Source organism: uncultured Roseovarius sp., assembly GCF_947259555.1.
GTDB lineage: Bacteria > Pseudomonadota > Alphaproteobacteria > Rhodobacterales > Rhodobacteraceae > Roseovarius.
In genome coordinates this window covers 21,033-43,974 of sequence record NZ_CAMYMD010000076.1, presented here as the reverse complement: position 1 = coordinate 43,974, position 22,942 = coordinate 21,033, and the positions used below count along the sequence as shown (strand labels likewise).

General features: G+C 63.0%; 18 protein-coding genes and 2 tRNA genes. 8 read left to right on the top strand and 12 right to left on the bottom strand.

Translation table 11 applies throughout. The features are described 5' to 3' along the window. Positions 1-46: 46 nt before the first annotated feature. Complete coding sequence (locus tag Q0X85_RS12685; RefSeq protein ID WP_297772430.1) at positions 47-955, bottom strand: MoxR family ATPase; 909 nt, start codon at positions 953-955, stop codon at positions 47-49. A 205-nt stretch (positions 956-1,160) separates the two neighbouring features. Here Q0X85_RS12685 and Q0X85_RS12680 point away from each other — a divergent pair, with 205 nt between their 5' ends. The 6 genes from Q0X85_RS12680 to Q0X85_RS12655 all read left to right on the top strand — a co-directional run bounded on the left by Q0X85_RS12680 (position 1,161) and on the right by Q0X85_RS12655 (position 6,778). Next, the gene (locus tag Q0X85_RS12680; protein WP_297772428.1) at positions 1,161-2,099 is read left to right on the top strand and encodes a phosphoadenosine phosphosulfate reductase; all 939 of its coding nucleotides are present in this window, start codon (positions 1,161-1,163) and stop codon (positions 2,097-2,099) included. A gap of 60 nt (positions 2,100-2,159) precedes the next feature. Further along, positions 2,160-3,197, top strand: a complete 1,038-nt coding sequence (gene pyrC / locus Q0X85_RS12675) for a dihydroorotase (protein WP_297772426.1) — start codon at positions 2,160-2,162, stop codon at positions 3,195-3,197. A 76-nt stretch (positions 3,198-3,273) separates the two neighbouring features. After that, positions 3,274-3,951, top strand: coding sequence for an orotate phosphoribosyltransferase (locus tag Q0X85_RS12670; protein ID WP_297772424.1), 678 nt, complete (start codon positions 3,274-3,276; stop codon positions 3,949-3,951). A 226-nt stretch (positions 3,952-4,177) separates the two neighbouring features. Further along, positions 4,178-5,665, top strand: coding sequence for a replicative DNA helicase (locus tag Q0X85_RS12665; protein ID WP_297772422.1), 1,488 nt, complete (start codon positions 4,178-4,180; stop codon positions 5,663-5,665). A gap of 91 nt (positions 5,666-5,756) precedes the next feature. After that, positions 5,757-6,542, top strand: coding sequence for a tRNA pseudouridine(38-40) synthase TruA (gene truA, locus Q0X85_RS12660; protein WP_297772420.1), 786 nt, complete (start codon positions 5,757-5,759; stop codon positions 6,540-6,542). Between the two features lie 159 nt (positions 6,543-6,701). Next, positions 6,702-6,778: transfer RNA gene (locus Q0X85_RS12655), tRNA-Arg, on the top strand. 35 nt (positions 6,779-6,813) lie between these two features. Here Q0X85_RS12655 and Q0X85_RS12650 read toward each other — a convergent pair. The 3 genes from Q0X85_RS12650 to Q0X85_RS12640 form a co-directional block, all read right to left on the bottom strand. Further along, positions 6,814-7,125 (bottom strand): ETC complex I subunit, encoded by a 312-nt coding sequence (locus tag Q0X85_RS12650; protein ID WP_297772418.1) that lies wholly within the window; start codon positions 7,123-7,125, stop codon positions 6,814-6,816. Positions 7,126-7,199: 74 nt separating this feature from the next. Then, the gene (locus Q0X85_RS12645; RefSeq protein ID WP_297772416.1) at positions 7,200-8,996 is read right to left on the bottom strand and encodes an ABC transporter transmembrane domain-containing protein; all 1,797 of its coding nucleotides are present in this window, start codon (positions 8,994-8,996) and stop codon (positions 7,200-7,202) included. Between the two features lie 89 nt (positions 8,997-9,085). After that, positions 9,086-9,159 (bottom strand) — tRNA-Gly (locus tag Q0X85_RS12640). A gap of 478 nt (positions 9,160-9,637) precedes the next feature. On the opposite strand from Q0X85_RS12640, the gene Q0X85_RS12635 reads away from it, so the two are divergent. Beyond that, the gene (locus tag Q0X85_RS12635) at positions 9,638-10,390 is read left to right on the top strand and encodes a class I SAM-dependent methyltransferase (protein WP_297772415.1); all 753 of its coding nucleotides are present in this window, start codon (positions 9,638-9,640) and stop codon (positions 10,388-10,390) included. A 42-nt stretch (positions 10,391-10,432) separates the two neighbouring features. Here the strand turns inward: Q0X85_RS12635 and Q0X85_RS12630 are convergent, their stop codons facing one another. From Q0X85_RS12630 to acs, 8 genes are all read right to left on the bottom strand, one after another. Further along, positions 10,433-12,499: an exonuclease domain-containing protein gene (locus Q0X85_RS12630; protein ID WP_297772414.1), complete on the bottom strand. Its 2,067-nt coding sequence runs from the start codon at positions 12,497-12,499 to the stop codon at positions 10,433-10,435. Beyond that, positions 12,496-12,876 carry a response regulator gene (locus Q0X85_RS12625; RefSeq protein WP_297772413.1) on the bottom strand — a complete coding sequence of 127 codons (381 nt, stop codon included), beginning with the start codon at positions 12,874-12,876 and terminating at the stop codon, positions 12,496-12,498. The genes Q0X85_RS12630 and Q0X85_RS12625 overlap by 4 nt, the downstream gene beginning before the upstream one ends. A 34-nt stretch (positions 12,877-12,910) precedes the next feature. Next, positions 12,911-13,417, bottom strand: a complete 507-nt coding sequence (locus Q0X85_RS12620; RefSeq protein WP_297772412.1) for a hypothetical protein — start codon at positions 13,415-13,417, stop codon at positions 12,911-12,913. A gap of 3 nt (positions 13,418-13,420) precedes the next feature. Beyond that, positions 13,421-15,262, bottom strand: coding sequence for a DUF294 nucleotidyltransferase-like domain-containing protein (locus tag Q0X85_RS12615; RefSeq protein ID WP_297772411.1), 1,842 nt, complete (start codon positions 15,260-15,262; stop codon positions 13,421-13,423). A 119-nt stretch (positions 15,263-15,381) separates the two neighbouring features. After that, entirely contained in the window at positions 15,382-17,166 is a 1,785-nt protein-coding gene (locus tag Q0X85_RS12610) for a sodium:solute symporter family protein (protein WP_297772410.1), read from the bottom strand. A gap of 14 nt (positions 17,167-17,180) precedes the next feature. Then, the gene (locus tag Q0X85_RS12605) at positions 17,181-17,441 is read right to left on the bottom strand and encodes a DUF4212 domain-containing protein (protein WP_050662583.1); all 261 of its coding nucleotides are present in this window, start codon (positions 17,439-17,441) and stop codon (positions 17,181-17,183) included. 69 nt (positions 17,442-17,510) lie between these two features. Then, positions 17,511-18,197: an adenylate kinase gene (locus tag Q0X85_RS12600; RefSeq protein ID WP_297772409.1), complete on the bottom strand. Its 687-nt coding sequence runs from the start codon at positions 18,195-18,197 to the stop codon at positions 17,511-17,513. A 13-nt stretch (positions 18,198-18,210) separates the two neighbouring features. Further along, positions 18,211-20,151 carry an acetate--CoA ligase gene (gene acs / locus Q0X85_RS12595; protein WP_297772408.1) on the bottom strand — a complete coding sequence of 647 codons (1,941 nt, stop codon included), beginning with the start codon at positions 20,149-20,151 and terminating at the stop codon, positions 18,211-18,213. Between the two features lie 591 nt (positions 20,152-20,742). On the opposite strand from acs, the gene uvrB reads away from it, so the two are divergent. Next, positions 20,743-22,941, top strand: coding sequence for an excinuclease ABC subunit UvrB (gene uvrB, locus Q0X85_RS12590; protein WP_297772407.1), 2,199 nt, complete (start codon positions 20,743-20,745; stop codon positions 22,939-22,941). Position 22,942: the final 1 nt, after the last annotated feature.

Genomic DNA, 22,942 nt, shown 5'->3' with positions numbered 1-22,942 from the left:
GTCTGGCCCCCACACCCCCCCAGGATATTTGAGGCCAGAAGAAACATCAGGTCGGCTCCAGCGTGCTGCGCACCTCGTCGAGAATGCGTTTCGCCTCCGAGCCCTGCATTCGGGCGATATCGTCCTGATATTTCAGGATCGCGCCCAACGTGTCGGCGATCACCTCGGGGCTAAGGCTGACCACGTCGAGCGCCAGCAGGCATTTGGCCCAGTCGATGGTCTCGGCCACGCCCGGTTTCTTGAACAGATCCTCTGTGCGCAGGGCCTGGACAAAGGCGACCACCTCGCGGCTCAACTGCTCTGCCGCCTCGGGCGCGCGGGCCTGCAAGATCTCGATTTCACGCTCGAACGTCGGGTATTCCACCCAGTGATAGAGGCAGCGGCGTTTGAGCGCGTCATGCACCTCGCGGGTGCGGTTCGAGGTCAGGATCACGATCGGCGGTTCTGGCGCATGGATCGTGCCAAGCTCCGGTATCGTCACCTGAAAATCCGACAGCGCCTCCAGCAGGAACGCCTCGAAGGGCTCGTCTGTGCGGTCGATCTCGTCGATCAGCAGCACCGGCGCGCCGCCCGCTTGCGGCCGCATCGCCTGCAAGAGCGGGCGCTCGACCAGGTATTGCTCGGTAAAAAGCTCATCCTTCAGGTGTCCGCGATCCACGCCGCCTGCGGCCTCGGCGGTGCGGATGGCAATCATCTGTTCGGCGAAATTCCACTCATAGACAGCGCTTGCCGCATCCAACCCCTCATAGCATTGCAACCGAATGAGCCGCCGCCCGAGGCCCAAAGCGATGGCCTTGGCGATCTCGGTCTTGCCGGTCCCCGCCTCACCCTCGAGAAACAAGGGCCGCCCGAGGGTCAGCGCGAGATAGGTCACCGTGCCCAAGGCGCGCCCGCAGACATAGTCCTGTCCCGCCAGCATGTCCTGAACCGCGCCGATGGATGTGGGATTTGTCACGCTTTTGGCCTCCGATTTCACTCCGCACGGCAATGAAGTGCATCGCAAGTCCGGGGCGGTCAAGGGCGCAAGCGGCAACCCGCATGGCCAAGCCTCGCGGAATGCCCCATCTTTTTCCCAACTTTTGCCCGATTCAAAAGACAGGATAAGCGTCAATCAGGGCCGCGCAGCAATGGCTCCAACATGACCGAGGTTTTGATCAAACATGCAGGACAGCCCCGATATTTTCGACACCGATCTCTCAGGGCTCGACTGGGATGCGTGGTGCGAGCGCGCCAACGCCTTGGCGGGCGACGATGGCTATGCCGAGCCTTTGGGCGATGCGCATGCTGCCGTGTTGATAGAGCGTGAGCCCAAGACCCTGCTCGTGACGTTCGAGACCCATCACCGCCTATCCGAAATATCACCAAAGGCACAGCCTCTGGGCTGGGCGCTGACCAAGGCTTTGGGCTGGTCGCACCTGTGCCTCATAAGCAAGCGCGACACCTGGTTTCGAGACGGCATGGTATATGGCTATTTCGACAGGCTGATCGACGACGGATTCTTTGACGAGTTCGACGAGGTCATTTTTTACGGCGCCGGCGCTTGCGGTTACGCGGCGGCGGCGTTTTCTGTGGCCTCCCCCGGAGCCAAGGTCGTCATGCTGCGCCCCCAGGCCACGCTCGATCCACGCGTCACAGAGTGGGATGATCGCTATCTGCGGATGCGCCGGACATCGTTTACGAATCGCTACGGCTATGCCCCCGACATGCTGGATGCAGCATCCGAAGCGGTATTGCTCTATGATCCCGACATCGACCTCGACGCCATGCATGCCGCGCTCTTCACACGCTCCAACGTTCTCAAGTTCCGGACCCGGCATCTCGGATATCAGAGCGAGAAAGCCCTGTTGCGCATGGGGGTCATCTTTCGCCTGCTCGCCCAGATCAGAGCCGGAAAATTGACCCCGCTCAGCCTCGCCCAGCTCTATCGCAAGCGCCGCGATGACACCCCTTATCTCTTTAGCGTGTTGCAGCGCCTCATGTCCGAAGAGCGTGACCTTCTGGCGATGATGCATTGCCGCAACGCGATCGCCCGCCGCGTGGGCGGCCCTCGCTTTCGCAAAGCGTTGAACATGTTGCGCGCAAAACAGGATCCACAATAGCGTAAGGGACGGCGCTGTTTCTCTGGTCTTGGACCCCGCGATTGTGTATGCGCTTGCGCCATGAGCCAGATCCTGACCCTTCGCCGCCCCGACGATTGGCACCTGCACCTGCGCGACGGCGCGATGCTGGGCGCCGTCCTGCCCGAAAGCGCCCGCCACTTCGCCCGCGCCATCATCATGCCCAATCTCGTGCCGCCCGTCGTCACGGCCCGTGACGCGCGCGCGTACCGCGAGCGTATCCTGACCGCGCTGCCAGAGGGGATGGATTTCACCCCGCTGATGACGCTCTACCTCACCGAAGAGACCGACCCGGACGACGTCGCCGCCGCCCATGCCGAGGGGCTGATCACCGCCGTAAAGCTCTATCCCGCAGGGGCCACCACCAATTCCGCCTCCGGCGTGCGCGACTTTGACAAAGTGCGGCCGGTGCTTGAGAAAATGGCCGAGATCGGCCTGCCGCTCTGCGTGCATGGCGAGGTGACGGACCCGGAGATCGACATCTTCGACCGCGAGGCGGTGTTCATCGACCGCGTGCTCGACCCTGTGCGTCGCGCCACGCCGGGGCTGCGCGTGGTGATGGAGCATATCACGACGCGGGACGGCGTGGAGTATGTGACCGCGAACGACCGCGACCTCGCCGCCACCATCACCACCCATCACCTCGTGATCAACCGCAACCACCTCCTCGTGGGCGGGATCAAACCGCATTACTATTGCCTGCCCGTGGCCAAGCGCGAGGAACACCGCCTCGCCCTGCGCCGCGCCGCCACCTCAGGCGACGCACGGTTTTTCCTCGGCACCGACAGCGCGCCCCATACCGACCCGCTGAAGCAAAGCGCCTGTGGCTGTGCCGGCTGCTTCACCGCCCCCAACACCATGTCGATCCTCGCCCATGTGTTCGAGGAGGAAAACGCGCTGAACCGTCTCGAGGGCTTCACCTCGCTCCACGGCCCCGCCTTCTACGGTCTGCCCCCGAACGAGGCGCAGATCACCCTCACCAAGGGCGACACGGTCACCTATCCTGACAAGATCGAAACAGATGATGGCCCCGTCACCGTGTTCGACCCCGGCTTCGCGCTGCACTGGCAGGTGACCTGATCTTCATCTTGCCCGAAATATCCCCGCCGGAGGCATCAAATCTCTTCGGCGCAGCGCCCAACCCAAGGACCACGCCATGATCCCCGCCACCTACCCGCCCAAGGATGAAATCGCCCGCCTCACCGCCCGTATGCTGCTCGAAATCGGCGCCGTGCATTTCAACGCGGAGGAGCCCTTCACGCTGGCCTCCGGCCTGCCCTCGCCCACCTATATCGACTGCCGCAAGCTGATCTCCTACCCGCGCATCCGCTCCACCTTGATGGATTTTCTCACCGTCACCGTGATGCGCGACGCCGGGTTCGAGGCGTTCGACAATATCGCCGGCGGCGAGACGGCGGGCATTCCCTTTGCCGCGCTGGTGGCCGAACGCATGGCCCTGCCGATGACCTATGTCCGCAAGAAACCCAAGGGTTACGGCCGTAACGCCCGCATTGAAGGCGCGATGAGCGAAGGCCAGCGGGTGCTTCTGGTCGAGGACCTCACCACCGATGGCGGCTCCAAACTCAGCTTCGTCGATGCCATCCGCGAGACCGGGGCCAGTTGCGGGCACACGGCGGTAATTTTCTTTTACGACATTTTCCCCGAGACCGAGAAAACCCTCGGCGATCACGGCGTTGCCTTGCACCATCTCTGCACCTGGTGGGATGTGCTGGCAGAGGCCCGCACCCAAGGGGCCTTTGATCCGCAAACCATGGATACGGTAGAGGAATTTCTGCGTGATCCACGTAAGTGGCAGGCCGCAAACAAGAAATAAACTTGTCCACAGGATCGCAGGATCGGCCCATACTCGAATCGCATATCTGATGAAGATGTGGTAGGTTCACGTGGTCGAGCTACAGGATGCTGATCGCAGTTCAGTGGTACCGGATTATCCACCGGGTTGTCCCGCAGATCATCCACAGACATATCCAAGTGGCGATGACGGGCAGCTTCGCCTAGAACGACCGAACAGAAAAACCACCTGAACAGGGGCAGCAGGCATGACCGGACTCACCGCATTCAATCCGACCGGAACAGAAATCCAGTCGGCAGCGAGCGTGCCGCATTCGATCGAGGCAGAGCAGCAGTTGCTCGGCGCCATCCTGACAAACAACGACATATATGACCGCGTCGCGCAGATCATCGGGCCCAAGCATTTCTATGATCCGGTCCATGCCCGCATTTTCGAGACAGCAGCGACGCGCATTGCCAAGAATAACCTCGCCTCGCCCGTGACCCTCCGTGCCTTCCTCGAGGATGATGACGGGCTCAAGGAATTGGGCGGCCCTGCCTATCTGGCCAAACTCGCCGGTGCGGCCATCTCGACCTTCGCGGTGCGCGACTATGCCCAGATGATCTATGATCTGGCGGTCCGGCGTGAATTGATCGCTCTCGGTCATGACATCGCCGGCAAAGCCGCGCGCGTCGATGTCGAAAGCGAACCCAAGGACCAGATCGTCGAGGCGGAGCAAAAGCTCTATCAACTCGCCGAGCAGGGTCAGTCTGAGACGGGTTTTCAAAGTTTTCTCAAGGCGGTAACGGACGCTGTTAATGTCGCCAATGCCGCCTATCAGCGCGAGGGTGGTCTCGCGGGCGTGTCGACCGGCCTCGCCGACTTGGATAGCAAACTGGGCGGGCTGCACAAATCCGACCTTTTGATCCTCGCCGGGCGACCCTCGATGGGCAAGACCTCGCTTGCCACCAACATCGCGTTCAACGTGGCGCGTGCGTATCGCCGTGGTACGTTGTCAGATGGCACCGACGGGGCGGTCGATGGCGGTGTCGTGGGGTTCTTCTCGCTAGAGATGAGCGCCGAGCAGTTGGCGGGCCGGGTGCTCGCCGAAGCATCCGAGATTTCCTCGCACAAGATTCGTCAAGGCGACATGGACGAAACCGAATTTCGCCGTTTTGTCGAGGCCGCCAAACAGCTTGAAGCCTGCCCGCTCTATATCGACGATACCGCCGCGATTCCGATCTCACAGCTCGCGGCGCGGGCACGGCGTCTCAAGCGCACGCATGGACTCGACGTGCTGATCGTCGACTACCTGCAACTGGTACGCGGTGCCTCCGATAATCGTGTTCAGGAGATCGGCGAGATCTCGATGGGACTCAAGGCCATCGCCAAGGAGTTGAACATCCCCGTCATCGCGCTCTCCCAGCTCTCGCGTCAGGTCGAGAGCCGCGAAGACAAGCGGCCACAACTGTCGGATCTGCGCGAATCGGGATCGATCGAGCAGGACGCGGACGTGGTCATGTTCGTGTTCCGCGAAGAGTATTACAAGGAACGCGAGAAACCCGGCGATCACGAGATGGACAAGATGGCCGAATGGCAGGAAGCAATGTCACGCCTGCATGGCAAGGCCGAAGTCATCATCGGCAAGCAGCGTCACGGACCCATCGGAACCGTTGAGCTGAGTTTCGAGGCGCAGTTCACCCGCTTTGGCAATCTGGTGAAGCCATGGCAGCAGAACGGCGGCGCAGAATTCTAGGCCGGCATACCGCCCCGGGGGCGCTGCCCCCGGACCCCCGAGGTATTTTGAGCCAGATGAAACCCGAATCCCGCACAACGCGTTGAACAGCATGCCCCGTTACGCCCTACAGATCGAGTACCACGGCGCACCGTTTTGCGGATGGCAGCGGCAGTCCGAACATCCCTCGGTGCAGGGCGCCATCGAGGCCGCATTGGACAAGCTGGAGCCCGGTCCCCACACTATAGCCGCCGCCGGGCGCACAGATGCGGGTGTGCATGCCTTGGCGCAGGTGGCGCATTGTGATCTCGAGCGCCACTGGGATCCGTTTCGCCTCGGGCAGGCGCTCAACTATCACCTGAAGCCGCAGCCGGTGGCGATCGTCCGATGTGAACAGGTGGCGGCAGATTGGCACGCACGCTTTTCCGCGACAGAGCGGCGCTATCTGTTTCGCCTCCTGATGCGGCGCGCGCCCGCAACGCACGCAAAAGGTCTGGTATGGCAGGTGCCGCGCGGGCTCGATATCGACGCCATGCGCGCAGGCGCCGCCTGTCTTTTGGGGCATCACGATTTCACGACCTTCAGATCCACGATCTGTCAGGCAAAAAGCCCACTCAAGACACTGGATGCATTAGAGATCGAGCCCGTCTCAGGGTTCTCTGGACCGGAATTGCATTTTCATCTGCGCGCGCGCTCGTTCCTGCACAATCAGGTCCGCAGTCTTGTCGGCACCTTGGAGCGCGTGGGCGCCGGAAGCTGGCAACCCGAGCAAGTCAAAAGCGCTCTGGAGGCCCGTGATCGTGCGGCCTGCGGACCGGTTTGCCCGCCACATGGGCTCTATCTGGCGGGTGTGGGATATCAGCAGGACCCGTTCCCGGACAAGACCGGGGCGACGTGACCGCAGGGTAGAGATCTCCTGCCAGGCACAGAACGCGCATGCGCAGGCATGCCTGAAAGACCGGCAAGCCAACAATTGGGACTGCGTGCATTTTGCTTTTGATTTCAGCTGCGGTGATCGCTAAACAACGGGCGAAACGGTTTGCGAACCGTTTTGCGCGGCTCCGTAGCTCAACTGGATAGAGCAAGGACCTTCTAAGTCCGAGGTTGAGGGTTCAAGTCCTTCCGGAGTCGCCAAAACTCTCTGAGTGTTGCCCCGATTTACACAGGTTTCAATGCGTCCAGACTTGCCGGCGGGAGGTGGCGAAATTGTCGCCATATCCGCCCGGCCGGATGTTGGTCTTGCGTTTGTGCGGCTCTTGAACGACCACGTCTATGCCATGTTCCTTGGCGTATTGCAGCGCCGCATCCTTGGTGGAAAACCGCAGACGTACCTGGGTCTGTGTATCGTCGTTCGACGTCCAGCCCATGAGCGGATCGACCTCGCGCGCGGTTTCCGATACGAACTCCAGCACCCATTTGCGGGTCCCTGCGGTGCCGGACTGCATCGCGTTGCGGGCGGGTTTGTAAATGCGCGCGGGCATGCGTCTCTCCCTGACTGCTTTTCCTGATCTTATCCCAAATCGCGCGCGCCTCGGCAAGGGGCGAATGGCCGCGTTCAGGCCGCCTCGCCGTCGGTGAACTGAAGCCGCGCCAGCCTTGCATAGAGTCCGTTCTCCGCAACAAGGCTATCATGCGTGCCCTGCGCCAGGATCCGCCCCTGCTCCATCACAACGATGCGATCCGCCTTTTTCACGGTCGCAAGACGGTGCGCGACAATGATCGTCGTGCGCGTGCGCGCCATGGTTTCGACCGCCTGCTGTACCGCGCGTTCGCTTTCGGCGTCGAGCGCGCTGGTGGCTTCGTCCAGCAGCAAAACAGGTGCATCGCGCAGGATCGCGCGGGCGATGGCGATCCGTTGCTTCTGGCCCCCGGACAGCATCACACCGCGCTCGCCAACATAGGTGTCATATCCCTCGGGCAGCGCACGGATAAACTCATGCGCCGCCGCCGCCTTGGCCGCGGCTTCAATCTCCGCATCGGTCGCATCGAGCCGACCAAACCGGATATTTTCGCGCGCCGAGGCCGCAAAGATCACCGGATCTTGCGGCACCAGCGCCAAATCGCGACGGAACTCATGCCGCGCCATATCCGCCAGAGAGACACCATCCAACGTGATCCTGCCGCCGTCCGGGTCATAAAATCGCTGGATGAGCTGAATGACACTGGTTTTACCGGCCCCTGACGGCCCGACAAGCGCGACCGTCTCGCCGGGGCGGATGGTCAGGCTCACATTGTCGAGCGCGGGCGTCTCGGGACGTGACGGGTAAGCGAATTGAACGCCGTCGAATATGATTTCGCCCTTCACCGGGCGCGGCACGGCACGCGGCTGCGCCGGATCGCGGACCGGGTCATCGGCCTGCAAGAGTTCGACCAGTCTCTCGGTGGCGCCCGCCGCGCGCTGTAACTCGCCCCAGATCTCCGAGAGCGCCGCAACCGCACCGGCAACCATGACCGCGTAGATCACGAATTGCACAAGGCTCCCGGCACTCATCGCGTCGGCGCGTACATCGCGCGCGCCGATCCACAGCACACCTACGATGCCGGTAAAGACCAGAAAGATCACGATCACCGTCATCAGCGCGCGGGTATTGACCCGCCGCCGCGCCGCGTCATGGCTGCGCTCGGTTACATCGGCAAAGCGCGCCCGGCTCTCGCCTTCATGCGTAAACGCCTGCACCGCCTGAACCGACAAGAGCGCCTCTGATGCATTGCCCGAACTGTTGGCGATCCAGTCCTGATTCTCGCGGCTCAGCACCCGCATGCGCCGCCCCAGCGTGAGGATCGGCACGATCACCAGCGGCACGATCAACAGCACGAGCCCCGTCAGCTTGGGCGAGGTGATCAGCATCAGGCCGAGGCCGCCAACGAGAATCAACAGGTTGCGCAACGCGATCGAGATGGACGAGCCGATGACCGACAGGATCAGCGTGGTATCGGTGGTGATCCGGCTCAGCACCTCACCAGTCATGAGACGCTCGAAAAACGCCGGGCTCATGCCGATGACACGGTCGAACACGGCCTTGCGGATATCCGCGACCACGCGCTCGCCCAGCCGGGTGACGAGCATGTAACGCAATCCCGTGCCAAGCGCGAGCAGCGCGGCGATCCCGAGGGCCGCACCGAAATACTGATCGAGAATGGCACCGTCTGCGGTCCCGAAATTATCCACCACGCGGCGCACGGCCAGCGGCAGCACGAGCGCCACGCTCGCGGTCAGGACGAGCGCCAGTATCGCCGCGATCAACAGTGCCCTGTACGGACGCAGGAACGGCCACAGCTCAGCCAGTGCGCCGACGCGCTTCGATTTATCCCGATCCAGCAGATCAGCCCCGTTTTCGGCCCTACGCACCATGCGGTCTTACCCTCTTGTCGTTTGGCACCGGTTCTTGGAGGGCGATCACGCCGGGGTCAAGAGGACAGATCAGCCGCAGGGGGAAAGCTTGGAGCGGGCGACGGGAATCGAACCCGTATCATCAGCTTGGAAGGCTGAGGTCTTACCATTACACAACGCCCGCTTTGGTGGATGACTTAATCGAGGCTCGCGCAAGGGTCAAGCCCGTCGCGGCTCTGTTTCGCGCGTCACGCGGCGCGTCTCGGGGTTGTAAACCACCCCAATCATGCCCGCCGGATCACACTACACCCGCTCTTCGGCACCCGATGCCGTCATGATTGTATACCGGCCCGAAAGAGTGCCACGTTGCCGTTCAAACCGCTCGAAAAACTCGGGCACGCAACCCGCTCGCATCTATGCCCCGTCGGGAGATAACTTACTGATCTTGAAAAACCTCTTCGAACGCCAGTCCAAGCGCGGCGCATTCGCGTCTTGCCAACAGCATGATACGGCTTGATTTTATCTTTCATAAGGAGACTCATGATTTTTCTGATCTGTAAGTGATTATGAAGCCGGATACGCTCCGTGGTGCATTTGTGCCGCTTGATCCCGTCCCGCAAACCCGTAAACTCCGGCAAAACAAGAATGACGAGAGCAGACCAATGGCCATTCCAGACACACTAGCCGCCAGGCTGATCGAAACGGTCAAGGACCACGCGCTGTCGGGCAAGTTCCTGATGCTCGGGCGTCAACGCTGGATCGGGTCGCGGCGCGGCCCCTCGGCGCGCCTGCTGGACAAGGTTCTGGAGACACATCTTCCCGGCGTCTCCGCGACAGATCTGGTCACAGAGGGTGACACTTATTCAGAGCCGTTCTTCGAGCGGCTCGGCTTTGAGAGCGTCGACTCGATGGACCTCTCGGATTTCGAGCAGGCAAGCGTCATTCAGGATCTGAGCGCACCCCTGCCCCGCGAACTGGACGGCGCATTTGACGTGATCTATGATGGCGGAACATGCGAACATATCTTTGATTTGCCCACCGCCTACCGCAACATTCACAAGATGCTCAAACCCGGTGGCGTTCTGATCGGCCACAGCCCCTGCAACAACTGGGTCAATCACTCTTTTTACCAGATCAATCCAGAAATGGTCTACGGGTTCTGGGAGGCAACCCTTGGCTATGAGGTTCTGCGCTGTGCCCTGCAACCGCTCAAGCCTGCCCATGCCCTCAAGGTGGTGACCACCACCAACCCCAATGTCACAGGCAAGCGCCCGCGCCTGTCCGGCGCGCTTGCAGAGGGCGGGATCATTCTGGATTACGCGGTGCGCAAACCACAGCGCGCAACCAAGTCCGCCGACAAGGTCTATCAGTCTGACTACCTCAACCGATGGACAGAGGCAGAGGCCGGAGAATAGCCGACCCCGGGTATCGTCCGTCAGGTCGCCTGCCCGGCGACATCAATAATTCTGCGCCTTGCGGATGCGGGTCATCCGCCCCTCTTCGGTGATCGCACCGCCAAGCGTGGTCACGCCCTTGGCCTGCAAGAGGTCCAACATGCGTACAAAGACCTCCGCGGTGGCCACCGTGTCGCCCATGGCGGTATGGCGCGCCTCAGGCGGGATATGCACGCCGAACCGGTCGCAGAGCGCATCGAGCGTATGCTGCCCGGTATGGTCGAACAGCCCCGCCGACATCAGCACGGTGCACAGCACCGGATTGTCAAACCGCCGCCCGATCACCTGCTCCTTGAGCCGCAAAAACGCCAGATCGAACGGTGCGTTATGCGCGACAAGCACCGCGCCCTGACAAAAGTCGTGAAACCGCTGCCCGGCCTCGGAAATGTCCGGCGCATCCTCGACCATCGCGTCGGTGATGTGATGCACCCGGGTCGAGGCGGGCGGGATGGCGCGGCCCGGGTTGACCAATGTGTCAAAGGTCTCGCCGCGCAGGATGCGGCCATTGACGATGCGCAGACCGGCGATCTGCACGATCTCGTCGCCGCCGCGCGGCGAGAGGCCGGTGGTCTCGGTGTCGAAGACGACAAAACTCAGGTCTGACAAGCGCCTGTCGGCCAGATCGCCGCCGGGCGTGTCGGGCAGGTTGAAGTCGTAGAATTCGGGCCGCGCGTCACCGGGGGCGAGCGGCGGGGCGGCCGAGGCGAGAGGCAGAACGATCCGGTGGCCGGCAGCATTCGTTTCGGCCCAGAGATCGGTCTGATGCGCGGCCAGCGCATCGCGCCCGGAATAAGCACCATACGCCTCCGAGAGCGGCGCGCGCAGCCAGCCGGTCAACTGCCCGTCGGTCACCGCCTCGCCCTGCCAGCCAAGGATCAGCCGGGTCTCGCCCCCCTCCACCTCCGCCGCGAGGGTCAGCCCGTCACGCGTGCCGTCCTCGGTCAGGTGGCATGAGAGCAGCGCCAAAAGCGTGGCCACCGCAAAGCCGTCGCAGGCCAGCATCGCCTCGCTGCGGGTGATCCTGACATCCGTATTAGAATGCGCGCGCACCCCGTCGAACACATGGCTCACCGCGACCGGCGACATCGGCCAGCGGCGCGACTTGATCGCGGCATGGCGGGCGCTGAAATCGTCGAGGCAGGTAAAGAGCCGCGCCACCTCGTCCTCGATCCCCTGCCGCATCCTGGCGCGATCCTCGGGCGCGAGATCGTCCACCGATTGCAGCACGTCCAGCAGCGCGCCGATGGTGCCTGCGGGGCGGCGCACCCCCTCCATCAGCGCGGTGAAGAGGTGATCATGGGCGGCATGGGCGCTCAGATCCTCGGTCGCGTCGCGGAAGATCAGAACATGGCCCGACAGTTCCTCATCCGACAGGATCGGGCTGACGCGGCCCAGCAGGAACCGTTGACCATCGGCAGAGGCGGCCAGAAAGGTCTCGGCGGTGATCTCGCCGCGCACGCGGGCCTTTTGCATCCGCGCCAGCGCGTCCATCACCGGCTCAGGCCGCAAAAAGGCCGACAGCGGACGGTCAAGCCCGATCTCGCCCAAAAGGTCCTGCGCCATGCGGTTATACAGCATCACGCGATTGTCGGGCGTGGCCACCACCGCACCCTCGCCCAGATCCCGAAACAGCGCCTCGAAGAGCGCCTTTTCGCGGGCGATGCGGGCAGTCTCACGCTCCACCGCGCGTTGCCTTGCAGCGCGCGCCTCCGAGAGCGCGGCGTTGATCGCATTGGCGGCGGGGGCGAGCGTGCTGAGATGCTTGGCCTGCCCCTCGTCGATCTGCAAATCGACATCGGCGCGGGCGCGGGTGGTCAGATCAGAGGCGAGCGCAAGGATCGGCTTGGCGACGTTTTCATCGAACAGCAGCCCGATCCAGGCCGCCAGCCCCAGCAGCCCCAGCCCCCCGATCAGCCCCGCGATCACGTAACCATCGGGCGGCCCGCCCGCGCGAGAGTAGCCGAAAACCAGCGCCACCGCGATCAGCACAGCCCCGCCCAGCCCGAGGGCGGCAAAGAAGAGCGCAAAGCGCACACGCAGGCCAAGGCGCTTGGTCAGACGCTCGATCATGCTCCCTCCTCCGTCAGAAGCGCGTTGATCTGCGCGGTCAGATCTGCCGCCGCGAAAGGTTTGGTCATGAAGGCATCGGCGCCCACCGCCATGCCCTTGCGCCGCTCCACCTCGCCGCCGCCCGCGGTGATCATCAGCACCTTGATGCCCCTGAGGGCGGCGTCCCGGCGAATGAGCTGACAAATCTCATAGCCCGAACGCTCGGGCAGCATCACGTCGAGCACCACCAGATCGGGGCGCTCCTCGGCCAGCGCCTCGAGGGCGGCATTTCCCGAGGCCACCCGGCGCAGGGCATAGCCCGCCCGCCCGATCAGATGGGTGAGCGCCAGTGCGATATTATCCTCGTCCTCGACGAGCAGAACGGTTTTTTGCGACATTGCGGGCCTCCTCTCCCGGTCATGTCCGGCGCACTCACGTCTGGCAGAGCGCCTCGCTCAGCGGGTCGTCCTCAGCCATGCTCCTCCACGTGGCCTCGGACGGGTCGGCCAGCGCCGTACCACTCACATCGGCGCGCGCGCCTTCTGCACAATTCACAAGTTGCGGGCGTTTCGCGGGCGGTGTCCAGCGTGCGAAAAAGTAAAGATCGGCCAGCAGGATACCGGGGGCCTCCGGATTGGTCTGCACGCTCTCGCGATCCAGCGCCATGATCCGCGTGGTCTGCGGCACGACATAGGTCCAGGGTTTCCAAAACCGCGTTTCCTCGACCGTGACCAGCACCTCCACCCCCTCGGGCAGCCCGTCAGTGGTGCGACCGGCCCAGCTATATTCCGACCAGATCGCATAGCCCAGCATGGCGATCCCGGCCATGACCGGCGTGATCCATTTGGGCAGGCGTCCGCCGCTCAGATGCCCCGCGATGAGGGCGAGACCGGCAGCGACCGCGCCTGCGGCGAATGTGGCGATGAGTTCAAAGAACATGGGTTATCCTCTTGCCCCGCGCGACTGCCCGATGGCCGATTGCATTGTCTTGACCACCATGAAGGCATCGCGCAGGTGATTGCGTTCCAGATCCGACAGATCGGACGGGTTCATAAAATTATCCGGGGTCTTGCCCCCCGCGATCTGCGCCGCCTGATGACGCAGCCGGGTCTCGGCGATCAGGTCATAGGCATCCAGCAGATCATGCGCGCCGCTTTCCGAGATCACGCCGCCCGCACGCGCGCCCTCGATCCGGTCGCGGGTGCCCGCCTCTTCCAGCGATCCCAGCAGCGCGTAGATCCGCCCCAGATCGACCACCGGCACGACGCCGGAATGCTTGAGATCGATGGTGTTCTTGTGCTCGCCCGACCGAATGAGCGCAAAGCCCCGCAAGAGGCCCAGCGGCACGGTATGCTTGAGCGCGTTCGAGATCATATGCGCCACGAAGATCGAATTCTTCTTCGCCTGCGCCAGCACCTCGGTTTGCAGGTTCTCGAACAGCGCCGTCTCGCCCGCGATAGCGCGCAGGTCGAACATCACCGAGGCCAGCATCTGCGCCTCGTTGTCGGGCTGCGCGATCCAGCCCGCGAAATACTCGCGCCACACCCGGCGCGGCTGCCGCCAGCGCGGATTGCTCGCCATCATGTCACCGGGGCAGTAGAAGAACCCGCAGGTATCCAGCCCGTCGCTGACGAATTTGGCGAGATCGGCGAAATAGGCGTCGTGTTCCGCCGCATCAAAGGCGTCGTCGAGGATCAGGCAATTGTCCTGATCGCTGACGCCGGTTTGCTCGCGGCGCCCCTGAGAGCCGCAGGCGGCCCAGAGATACGGCACCGGCGGCGGGCCCAGCCGTGCCTCGGCCAGCCGCAAGAGCCGCCTTGTGATCGCATCGGTGATATCGGTGATCCGCCGGGTGATCGAGGCGGGCTTGACCCCCGCCTGCACCAGCTGCGCCAGAAGGCCCGGCACACGCTCCATCACATGCGCCATATCCTGCGCGCTCTCGGCATGGGCGATATCGGCGACCATGTGGCTCGCCGTAGCGGCCTGTTGGCGGAAGAGGTCGGTCTTGCCGATCATCCCGACCACGCGGCCGCCCTGCGCCACCGGCAGGTGATTGACCTTGAGCTCCGACAGCAGCATCAGCGCATCAAGGCCCAGCCGCCCCGGCGCGATGGTCACCGGATCGGGCGTCATCACTTGGGCCACCCTGATCTGCCCGTCCAGCCCCTCGGCCAGCACCTTGTTGGTCAGGTCATGGGCGGTGATGATGCCCGCCAGCTGCCCGCCCTCCATCACCACGACCGAGGAAATCACGTGATCGCGCATCAACTTCGCCACATCGGTGATCGTGGCCTCCGGCCCGCAGGTGACAGGATGTCTCGCCATCAGGTCCGAGACCTGAAGCGCGGTCAGACCGGTCGCATAGGGGCCGGTGTCGGCAGGGTCGGTGGGCCGCGCGCGGGCAAACCAGCGGGCGATCCCGTCGCACTCCTCCATCAGCGCGAGGAACTCCGCCCCGGGGATGAGGATGAGGCGCGCAGGCTCGGACGCGCGGGCGGTCAGTTGCGCGGTGCCATCGCGAAGCAGGCCGCGCTCACCCATGATATCGCCGGGGCCGCGATGCGACACGAGGTCATTGGCCCCGGTCTGAATGTCGAACGCGCCCGAAATGACGATATAAAGCCCGCTGATCGGCGCCCCCTTGGTAAAGAGCGTCTCGCCCTGCGCCACCTTGACCGCCGTCAGACCGGGGGCAAGCCGCGCGCGCATCGCCTCCGTCAGCGCGTCAAAGGGGGCCTGCGCACACAGCGTGTCGATCAGGGCGGGGTCGGTCTCGGGCATTGCCGGGCCTTTCTTGGGGTGTTCGGGATCAATAACCTAAAAGCGCCCGGTCGTGGCCGTAAATATCGGCGGGCGAAAAAGACAGGGGCGGCATTGTGCGCCGCCCCTGCCCGCATCATTTAGTGATCGGCCGCAGCCGCCGCCGCACCCTTGGGCACGCGGACGCTTTCGACCAGGTCCTCGATCTCTTGCGGGATCGGGGCCGTCATCTTCGACACGGTGAAGGCCACCGCGAAGTTGATCATCGCACCCACAGCCCCAAAGGAGGTCGACTTGATCGTGCCAAGCAGCGGATCGGCGTCGGTAAAGCTGTTGGTGTCAGGGATAAAGAACCAGCCCTTGTGCAGGAAGATGTAGATCAGCGTGACCGCGAGACCCGTGATCATGCCCGCCACGGCGCCCTTGTTGTTCACCTTTGTAAAGATGCCCATCATCAGCGCCGGGAAGATCGACGCCGCCGCAAGACCAAAGGCCAGCGCCACGGTTTGCGCGGCAAAGCCCGGAGGGTTGAGGCCCAGATAGGTGGCCACCACGATCGCCGCCGCCATCGCGACCCGCGCCGACAAAAGCTCGCCCTTTTCCGAGATGCCCGGGTTGAGCTGACCCTTGATCAGGTCGTGGCTCACCGCCGAGGAGATGGCCAGCAAGAGACCGGCAGCCGTCGACAGAGCAGCCGCAAGACCACCCGCCGCGACCAGGCCGATCACCCAGCCCGGAAGGTTGGCGATCTCGGGGTTGGCCAGCACCAGGATGTCGCGGTTGAAGTTGGTCAGCTCATTGCCTTCCCAGCCGTTCGCAGCGGCCTTTTCCTGCATGTCGGCATTGGCGTCGTTGTAGTATTGGATACGCCCGTCGCCGTTCTTGTCTTCCCAGCCCAGGAGACCGGTTTTCTGCCAGGTGGCCATCCAGTCATACTTGGGATCGGTTTCGATATCCTCGACGGAAACCGCCTGCGCATCGGTGCCGTTGGGCCACATCAACTCGGTGATGTTGAGCCGTGCCATCGCACCCACAGCCGGGGCCGTGAGGTAGAGCAGCGCGATAAAGACCAGCGCCCAGCCCGCCGACCAGCGGGCATCGGCCACGCGGGGAACGGTGAAGAAGCGCATGATCACGTGCGGCAGACCGGCGGTGCCGATCATCAGCGACAGGGTAAACAGCACCATGTTGAACGTATCGCCATGATGGGCGGTATATTCATTGAAGCCCAGTTCGCGCACGATCTGATCAAGCTTCGCCAAAAGCGGCTCGCCGGATGCGACGTGATCGCCAAAGAGACCCAGACCCGGGATCGGGTTGCCGGTCAGTTGCAGCGAGATGAAGATCGCCGGAATGGTATAGGCGAGGATAAGCACGACATATTGTGCCACCTGCGTGTAGGTCACGCCCTTCATGCCGCCGAACACCGCGTAGGCAAAGACCACACAGGCCCCGATCAGCAGACCGGCGGTGTTGGAGATCTCCAGAAAGCGGCCAAAGGCCACGCCGACGCCGGTCATCTGGCCGATCACATAGGTCAGCGACGCGACGATCAGACAGACCACCGCAACCATGCGCGCGGTCGGGCTATAGAACCGGTCGCCGATGAACTCGGAGACGGTGAACTTGCCGAACTTGCGCAGGTAGGGTGCCAGCAGCAGCGCCAGCAGCACATAGCCACCGGTCCAGCCCATCAGGAAGGTCGAGTTGTCATAGCCGGTAAAGGCGATGAGGCCCGCCATCGAGATGAACGAGGCAGCCGACATCCAGTCGGCGGCGGTCGCCATGCCGTTGGTCACGGGGTGAACCCCACGGCCAGCCGCATAGAATTCAGAGGTCGATCCGGCGCGTGCCCAGATCGCGATGCCGATATAAAGCGCGAAGGATGCGCCCACGAATATCAGGTTGAGTGTAAACTGATCCATTGTCCCCGGCTCCCTTATTCTTCACCGACGCCGTGTTCGGCATCGAGTTTGTTCATCCGCCAGGCGTAGAAGAAGATCAGCGCCAGAAAGACCAGGATCGAGCCTTGCTGTGCGAACCAGAACCCAAGGTCGGTGCCGCCCACGGCGATCCCCGACAACATGGGGCGCAACAGAATGCCGAACCCGAACGAGACCAGAGCCCAGATCACCAGGCTCCAGAGAATGATGCGCACATTGGTTTTCCAATATGCCTTTGCGGCTTCCTTATCGGACAAAGCGTGTCCTCCCTTTTGTCAAAGGTTTCCTCCTGACCGGGCCGGGACCATCCCGGCGCGGGCCTTCCCTTACGCGACCGCCTGCTTGACGATCGTGTTCAGCTCTTGCGCCACGGTGCCGATCTCGGCCATGGCATCGACGCGGACGAGCACGCCCCGCGCGTCGTAATAATCGATCAGCGGCGCGGTCTGCGCGTGATAGGCGCGCAGGCGGCTCTCCACCGTTTCAGCGTTGTCATCGGCGCGGCGGGTCATTTCAGTGCCGCCGCATTTATCGCAGGTGCCCTCCACGGCGGGGGTCTTGAACACGTCGTGATACCCTTCGCCGCAGCCGGCACAGGTCGAACGCCCGGAAATGCGTGTCACCATCGCGGCGTCATCCACCTCGAGGCTGATCGCGGCACGAATGCCTGCGCCCAGATCGGCCATCAGGCCATCCAGCGCCTCGGCCTGCACCGTGGTGCGCGGAAAGCCATCGAGAATGACGCCCTGCGCACAGTCCGGCTCAGCCAGCCGGTCGCGCAGGATCGCGATGACGATCTCGTCGGACACCAGATCGCCCGCCTCCATCACTGCCTTGGCCTGTTGGCCTGCGTCGGTGCCCGCCGTGACGGCGGCGCGCAGCAGATCTCCGGTCGAGAGTTGCACCAGCCCGAACGCGTCCTGAAGCATCCGCGCCTGCGTGCCCTTGCCAGCACCCGGCGGCCCGAGCAGGACCAGATTGGCGGCGGTTTGTGCTGTCTTGGTTCCGTCCATTGTCACAGCCCCCTCATGCGGTCGCGCGGTTGGTGATCAGATCATCCACCACCGAAGGATCGGCCAGCGTCGAGGTATCCCCAAGGCTGTCAAAGTCGTTCTCGGCGATCTTGCGCAGGATGCGGCGCATGATCTTGCCCGAGCGCGTCTTGGGCAGGCCCGGCGCCCATTGGATGACATCCGGCTTGGCGATCGGGCCGATCTCCTGACGCACCCAGTTGGCAAGCTGCGTGCGCAGCTCGTCCGTGGCCTCGATCCCGTCCATCAGAGTGACATAGCAATAGATGCCCTGCCCCTTGATATCATGTGGATAACCGACCACGGCAGCCTCGCTGACGGTCGAATGCGCAACCAGCGCGCTTTCGACTTCCGCCGTGCCCATGCGGTGCCCCGAGACGTTGATCACGTCATCGACACGGCCGGTGATCCAGTAATCGCCATCCGCGTCGCGGCGGCAGCCATCGCCCGAGAAATAGTAGCCCTTGAACATCTCGAAATAGGTCGACACGAACCGCTTGTGATCGCCCCAGACGGTGCGCATCTGACCGGGCCAGCTGTCCTTGATCGCCAGCACGCCCTCGACAGCACCCTCCAACTCATTGCCCTGATCGTCGAGCACGACGGGGGCCACGCCAAAGAACGGCTTGGTCGCCGAACCGGGCTTGGGGTTGGGCGTCACGCCGGGCAGCGGGGTGATCAGGATACCGCCGGTTTCCGTCTGCCACCACGTGTCCACGATGGGGCAGCGGCCCTTGCCGACATTCTCGTTGTACCAGTTCCACGCCTCGGGGTTGATCGGCTCACCGACCGACCCCAGCAGGCGCAGGCTGCTCAGGTCCGACCCTTCGACCGGGGCGGTGCCCTTGCCCATCAGCGCACGGATGGCGGTGGGGGCGGTGTAGAACTGTGTGACCTTGTGCCGCTCGCAGACCTGCCAGAACCGGCCCGCATCCGGGTAGGTCGGCACGCCCTCGAACATCACGGTCGTGGCGCCATTGGCCAACGGCCCGTAGACGATATAGCTATGGCCCGTGACCCAGCCCACATCGGCGGTGCACCAGTAGATATCACCCTCGTGATAGTCGAAAATATACTCATGCGTCATCGACGCGTAGGTGAGATAGCCGCCGGTGCTATGCACCACACCCTTGGGCATGCCGGTGGAGCCGGAGGTATAGAGGATGAACAGCGGATCTTCGGCATTCATTTCCTCGGGGGCGCAGTCGGCACTGACCTTCTCGGCCTCTTCATGCCACCAGAAATCGAGGCCATTGCGCCACGCCACCTGATCGCCGGTGCGCTGCACCACCAGGCATTTCACATCGTCGGTGTCATGCAGCAGCGCCTGATTGACGTTGTCCTTGAGCTTTGTCTTGCGCCCGCCGCGCGGGGCGTGATCGGCGGTGATCACAACCTTGGCGTCGCAGCCGTTGATCCGCGCGCCCAGGGCGTCAGGCGAAAATCCCGCGAAAACGATAGAATGAATCGCGCCGATCCGCGCACAGGCCAGCATCGCATAGGCCGCCTCGGGGATCATCGGCAGGTAGATCACCACCCGGTCGCCCTTTTCGACGCCGAGCGATTTCAGCACATTGGCCATCTTGCCGACCTGTGCGTGCAACTCACGATATGTGATATGCAGCGCCTCGTCGGTGGGCTCGTCCGGTTCCCAGATGATCGCGGTCTGATCGCCGCGCGTCGCCAGATGCCGGTCGACACAGTTGGCGGCGACGTTCAGCGTGCCATCCTCGAACCATTTGATCGACACGTCGTCATAGGCGAACGAGGTGTTCTTTACGCGTGTGTAAGGCTTGATCCAGTCGAGCCGCTTGCCGTGCTCGCCCCAGAACCCCTCGGGGTCATTGATCGACGCGGCATACATATCCGCGTAATCCGACGCATTGATGTGAAATTCGGCATCCCCGGCACCAATGGCCGCGCTTGTCTCGCTCATCGCTTGAAATCCTCCATCCCATGGGCCTCCTGAGGAACAGTCAGGCAGGCTCCGTACTCCTTGGGATACAATAGCGAAAAATGCGCAAAAAATTAACAAAGGGCTATTAACTAACCAAAAGATAGGTGAATTTCTTGTATTCGCTCCCCTGAAACTGTGTAAAAAAGTTTTCCATACTTGTTTCTCTGGTGATTTTCGGCATCCAGAACGGCTTGGCCCTCAAAAACCCGATCATCTCAAACCAAAATCATGCCGTTTCCCGCGCCCTGCGGCACTATGTCCGACGCCGGGAACATATGACGTTGCGTAAGACCGCCAACGGCGATTCGTCTCAAGCGTGTGGGCAAGCGGGGTCTTCAAACTTTGAGCGAGGCCGCACCATATCGGCATAGGCCGGGTGCCAGACATACGGTGCCTCTCTTGTGCAGCGCCCGACAAGCCCGAAAGCGTGGCTGCCTGCGGGCATCATGATCCCTCTGATCGGCTGTGCCCATTCGTTGCGCCAAGGGTAAAACCGAACGCAACCCGCATTGGGGCTTGAACCCCGCTTCAAAGAGAACAAATGTGAACCTCAGTCAAAGGACCACCGCCATGCCCTATGCCCATTCCGACAAGACCGCCCCGGTCCTGAGCCATCCGGCACCGGACGTGACGGCCCGTGACAAACTCGAAGGCGGCAAGCAATTTCAACTCGCCACCGTGTTCGAGCCGGCGGGCGACCAGCCCACCGCCATCGCCGAGCTTTCAACCGGCATAGCCGACGGCGAACGCGATCAGGTGCTTTTGGGTGCGACCGGCACCGGCAAGACCTTCACCATGGCCAAGATCATCGAGGAAACACAGCGCCCCGCGATCATCCTCGCCCCGAACAAGACGCTGGCCGCCCAGCTCTACGGGGAATTCAAGGGATTTTTCCCCGATAACGCTGTCGAGTACTTCGTCAGCTACTACGACTATTACCAGCCCGAGGCCTATGTCGCCCGCTCCGACACCTATATCGAGAAGGAATCCCAGATCAACGAGCAGATCGACCGGATGCGCCACTCGGCCACCCGCGCGCTGCTGGAGCGTGACGATGTGATCATCGTCGCCTCGGTCAGCTGCATCTACGGTATCGGCAGCGTCGAGACCTATGGCGCCATGACCCAGGATCTCAAGGCCGGCGAGAGCTATGACCAGCGCGCGATCATGGCCGATCTCGTGGCCCAGCAATACAAGCGAAACGATCAGGCCTTTCAACGCGGCTCGTTCCGGGTGCGTGGCGACAGTCTCGAAATCTTTCCCGCCCACCTCGAAGACCGCGCCTGGCGGTTGTCATTCTTTGGCGAAGAGCTGGAGCAGATTACCGAGTTCGACCCGCTCACCGGTGAAAAGACCGGCACGTTCGATCAGATCCGCGTCTATGCCAACTCGCATTACGTCACACCCAAGCCGACCATGCAGCAGGCCATCATCGGCATCAAAAAAGAGCTGCGTCAGCGCCTCGACCAACTGGTCGGAGAAGGCAAGCTGCTAGAGGCACAGCGGCTGGAACAGCGCACGCAGTTCGATCTGGAGATGCTGGAGGCAACCGGCGTCTGCAACGGCATCGAGAACTATTCACGTTACCTCACCGGACGCGCCCCCGGCGAGCCGCCCCCCACCCTCTTTGAATTCATCCCCGACACCGCCATCGTCTTCGCCGACGAATCCCACGTCTCGGTCCCGCAGATCGGCGGCATGTACAAGGGCGACTACCGGCGCAAGTTCACCCTGGCCGAACATGGCTTTCGCCTGCCCTCCTGCATGGACAACCGCCCCCTCAAGTTCGAGGAATGGAACGCGATGCGCCCGCAATCGGTCTTTGTCTCCGCCACCCCCGCCGCGTGGGAGATGGAGCAGACCGGCGGCGTCTTCACCGAGCAGGTGATCCGCCCCACCGGGCTTCTCGATCCGCAGGTCGAAATCCGCCCCGTCGACACCCAGGTCGATGACTTGCTGGACGAGGTGCGCCGGGTGGCCGAGGCGGGCTATCGCACGCTCTGCACCACGCTGACCAAGCGCATGGCCGAGGACCTGACCGAATACCTGCACGAACAGGGCATCCGCGTGCGCTACATGCATTCCGATATCGACACGATCGAGCGGATCGAGATCCTGCGCGACCTGCGCCTCGGCGCCTTCGACGTGCTGATCGGCATCAACCTCCTGCGCGAGGGGCTCGATATCCCCGAATGCGGGCTGGTGGCCATTCTAGATGCGGACAAGGAGGGCTTTCTGCGCTCGGAAACCTCGCTCATCCAGACCATCGGCCGCGCCGCGCGCAACGCCGACGGCCGCGTGATTATGTATGCCGACCGCATCACCGGCTCGATGCAGCGCGCGATGGACGAAACCGACCGCCGCCGCGCCAAGCAGATCGCCTATAACGAGGAACACGGCATCACCCCCGCCACGATCCGCAAGAATGTCGATGACATCCTGCAGGGGCTCTACAAGGGCGACGTGGACATGAACCGCGTGACGGCACGCGTCGACAAGCCGATGGCCGGGGCCAACCTGCAAGCGGTGCTGGAAGGGCTGCGCACCGACATGCGCAAGGCCGCCGAAAATTTGGAATTCGAAGAGGCCGCCCGCCTGCGGGATGAGGTCAAGCGGCTGGAGGCGGTGGATCTGGCGGTGGCCGACGATCCACTGGCGCGGCAACAGGCCGTTGAGAAGGCAAGCGACGCCGCCGTGGGCTCACGCGGGCGGTCAACGGCGGGGCGGCCGGGGCAGCGCGGGGGGAATGTGAAGCGGCGGGGGCGGTAGG

What these genes read in the sequence shown, in the direction of transcription:
- Q0X85_RS12680 (WP_297772428.1), top strand. Translation starts at nt 1,161, where the DNA reads ATGCAGGACAGCCCCGATATTTTCGACACCGATCTCTCAGGGCTCGAC.
- pyrC (WP_297772426.1), top strand. Translation starts at nt 2,160, where the DNA reads ATGAGCCAGATCCTGACCCTTCGCCGCCCCGACGATTGGCACCTGCAC.
- Q0X85_RS12670 (WP_297772424.1), top strand. Translation starts at nt 3,274, where the DNA reads ATGATCCCCGCCACCTACCCGCCCAAGGATGAAATCGCCCGCCTCACC.
- Q0X85_RS12665 (WP_297772422.1), top strand. Translation starts at nt 4,178, where the DNA reads ATGACCGGACTCACCGCATTCAATCCGACCGGAACAGAAATCCAGTCG.
- truA (WP_297772420.1), top strand. Translation starts at nt 5,757, where the DNA reads ATGCCCCGTTACGCCCTACAGATCGAGTACCACGGCGCACCGTTTTGC.
- Q0X85_RS12650 (WP_297772418.1), bottom strand. Translation starts at nt 7,125, where the DNA reads ATGCCCGCGCGCATTTACAAACCCGCCCGCAACGCGATGCAGTCCGGC.
- Q0X85_RS12645 (WP_297772416.1), bottom strand. Translation starts at nt 8,996, where the DNA reads ATGGTGCGTAGGGCCGAAAACGGGGCTGATCTGCTGGATCGGGATAAA.
- Q0X85_RS12635 (WP_297772415.1), top strand. Translation starts at nt 9,638, where the DNA reads ATGGCCATTCCAGACACACTAGCCGCCAGGCTGATCGAAACGGTCAAG.
- Q0X85_RS12630 (WP_297772414.1), bottom strand. Translation starts at nt 12,499, where the DNA reads ATGATCGAGCGTCTGACCAAGCGCCTTGGCCTGCGTGTGCGCTTTGCG.
- Q0X85_RS12625 (WP_297772413.1), bottom strand. Translation starts at nt 12,876, where the DNA reads ATGTCGCAAAAAACCGTTCTGCTCGTCGAGGACGAGGATAATATCGCA.
- Q0X85_RS12620 (WP_297772412.1), bottom strand. Translation starts at nt 13,417, where the DNA reads ATGTTCTTTGAACTCATCGCCACATTCGCCGCAGGCGCGGTCGCTGCC.
- Q0X85_RS12615 (WP_297772411.1), bottom strand. Translation starts at nt 15,262, where the DNA reads ATGCCCGAGACCGACCCCGCCCTGATCGACACGCTGTGTGCGCAGGCC.
- Q0X85_RS12610 (WP_297772410.1), bottom strand. Translation starts at nt 17,166, where the DNA reads ATGGATCAGTTTACACTCAACCTGATATTCGTGGGCGCATCCTTCGCG.
- Q0X85_RS12600 (WP_297772409.1), bottom strand. Translation starts at nt 18,197, where the DNA reads ATGGACGGAACCAAGACAGCACAAACCGCCGCCAATCTGGTCCTGCTC.
- acs (WP_297772408.1), bottom strand. Translation starts at nt 20,151, where the DNA reads ATGAGCGAGACAAGCGCGGCCATTGGTGCCGGGGATGCCGAATTTCAC.
- uvrB (WP_297772407.1), top strand. Translation starts at nt 20,743, where the DNA reads ATGCCCTATGCCCATTCCGACAAGACCGCCCCGGTCCTGAGCCATCCG.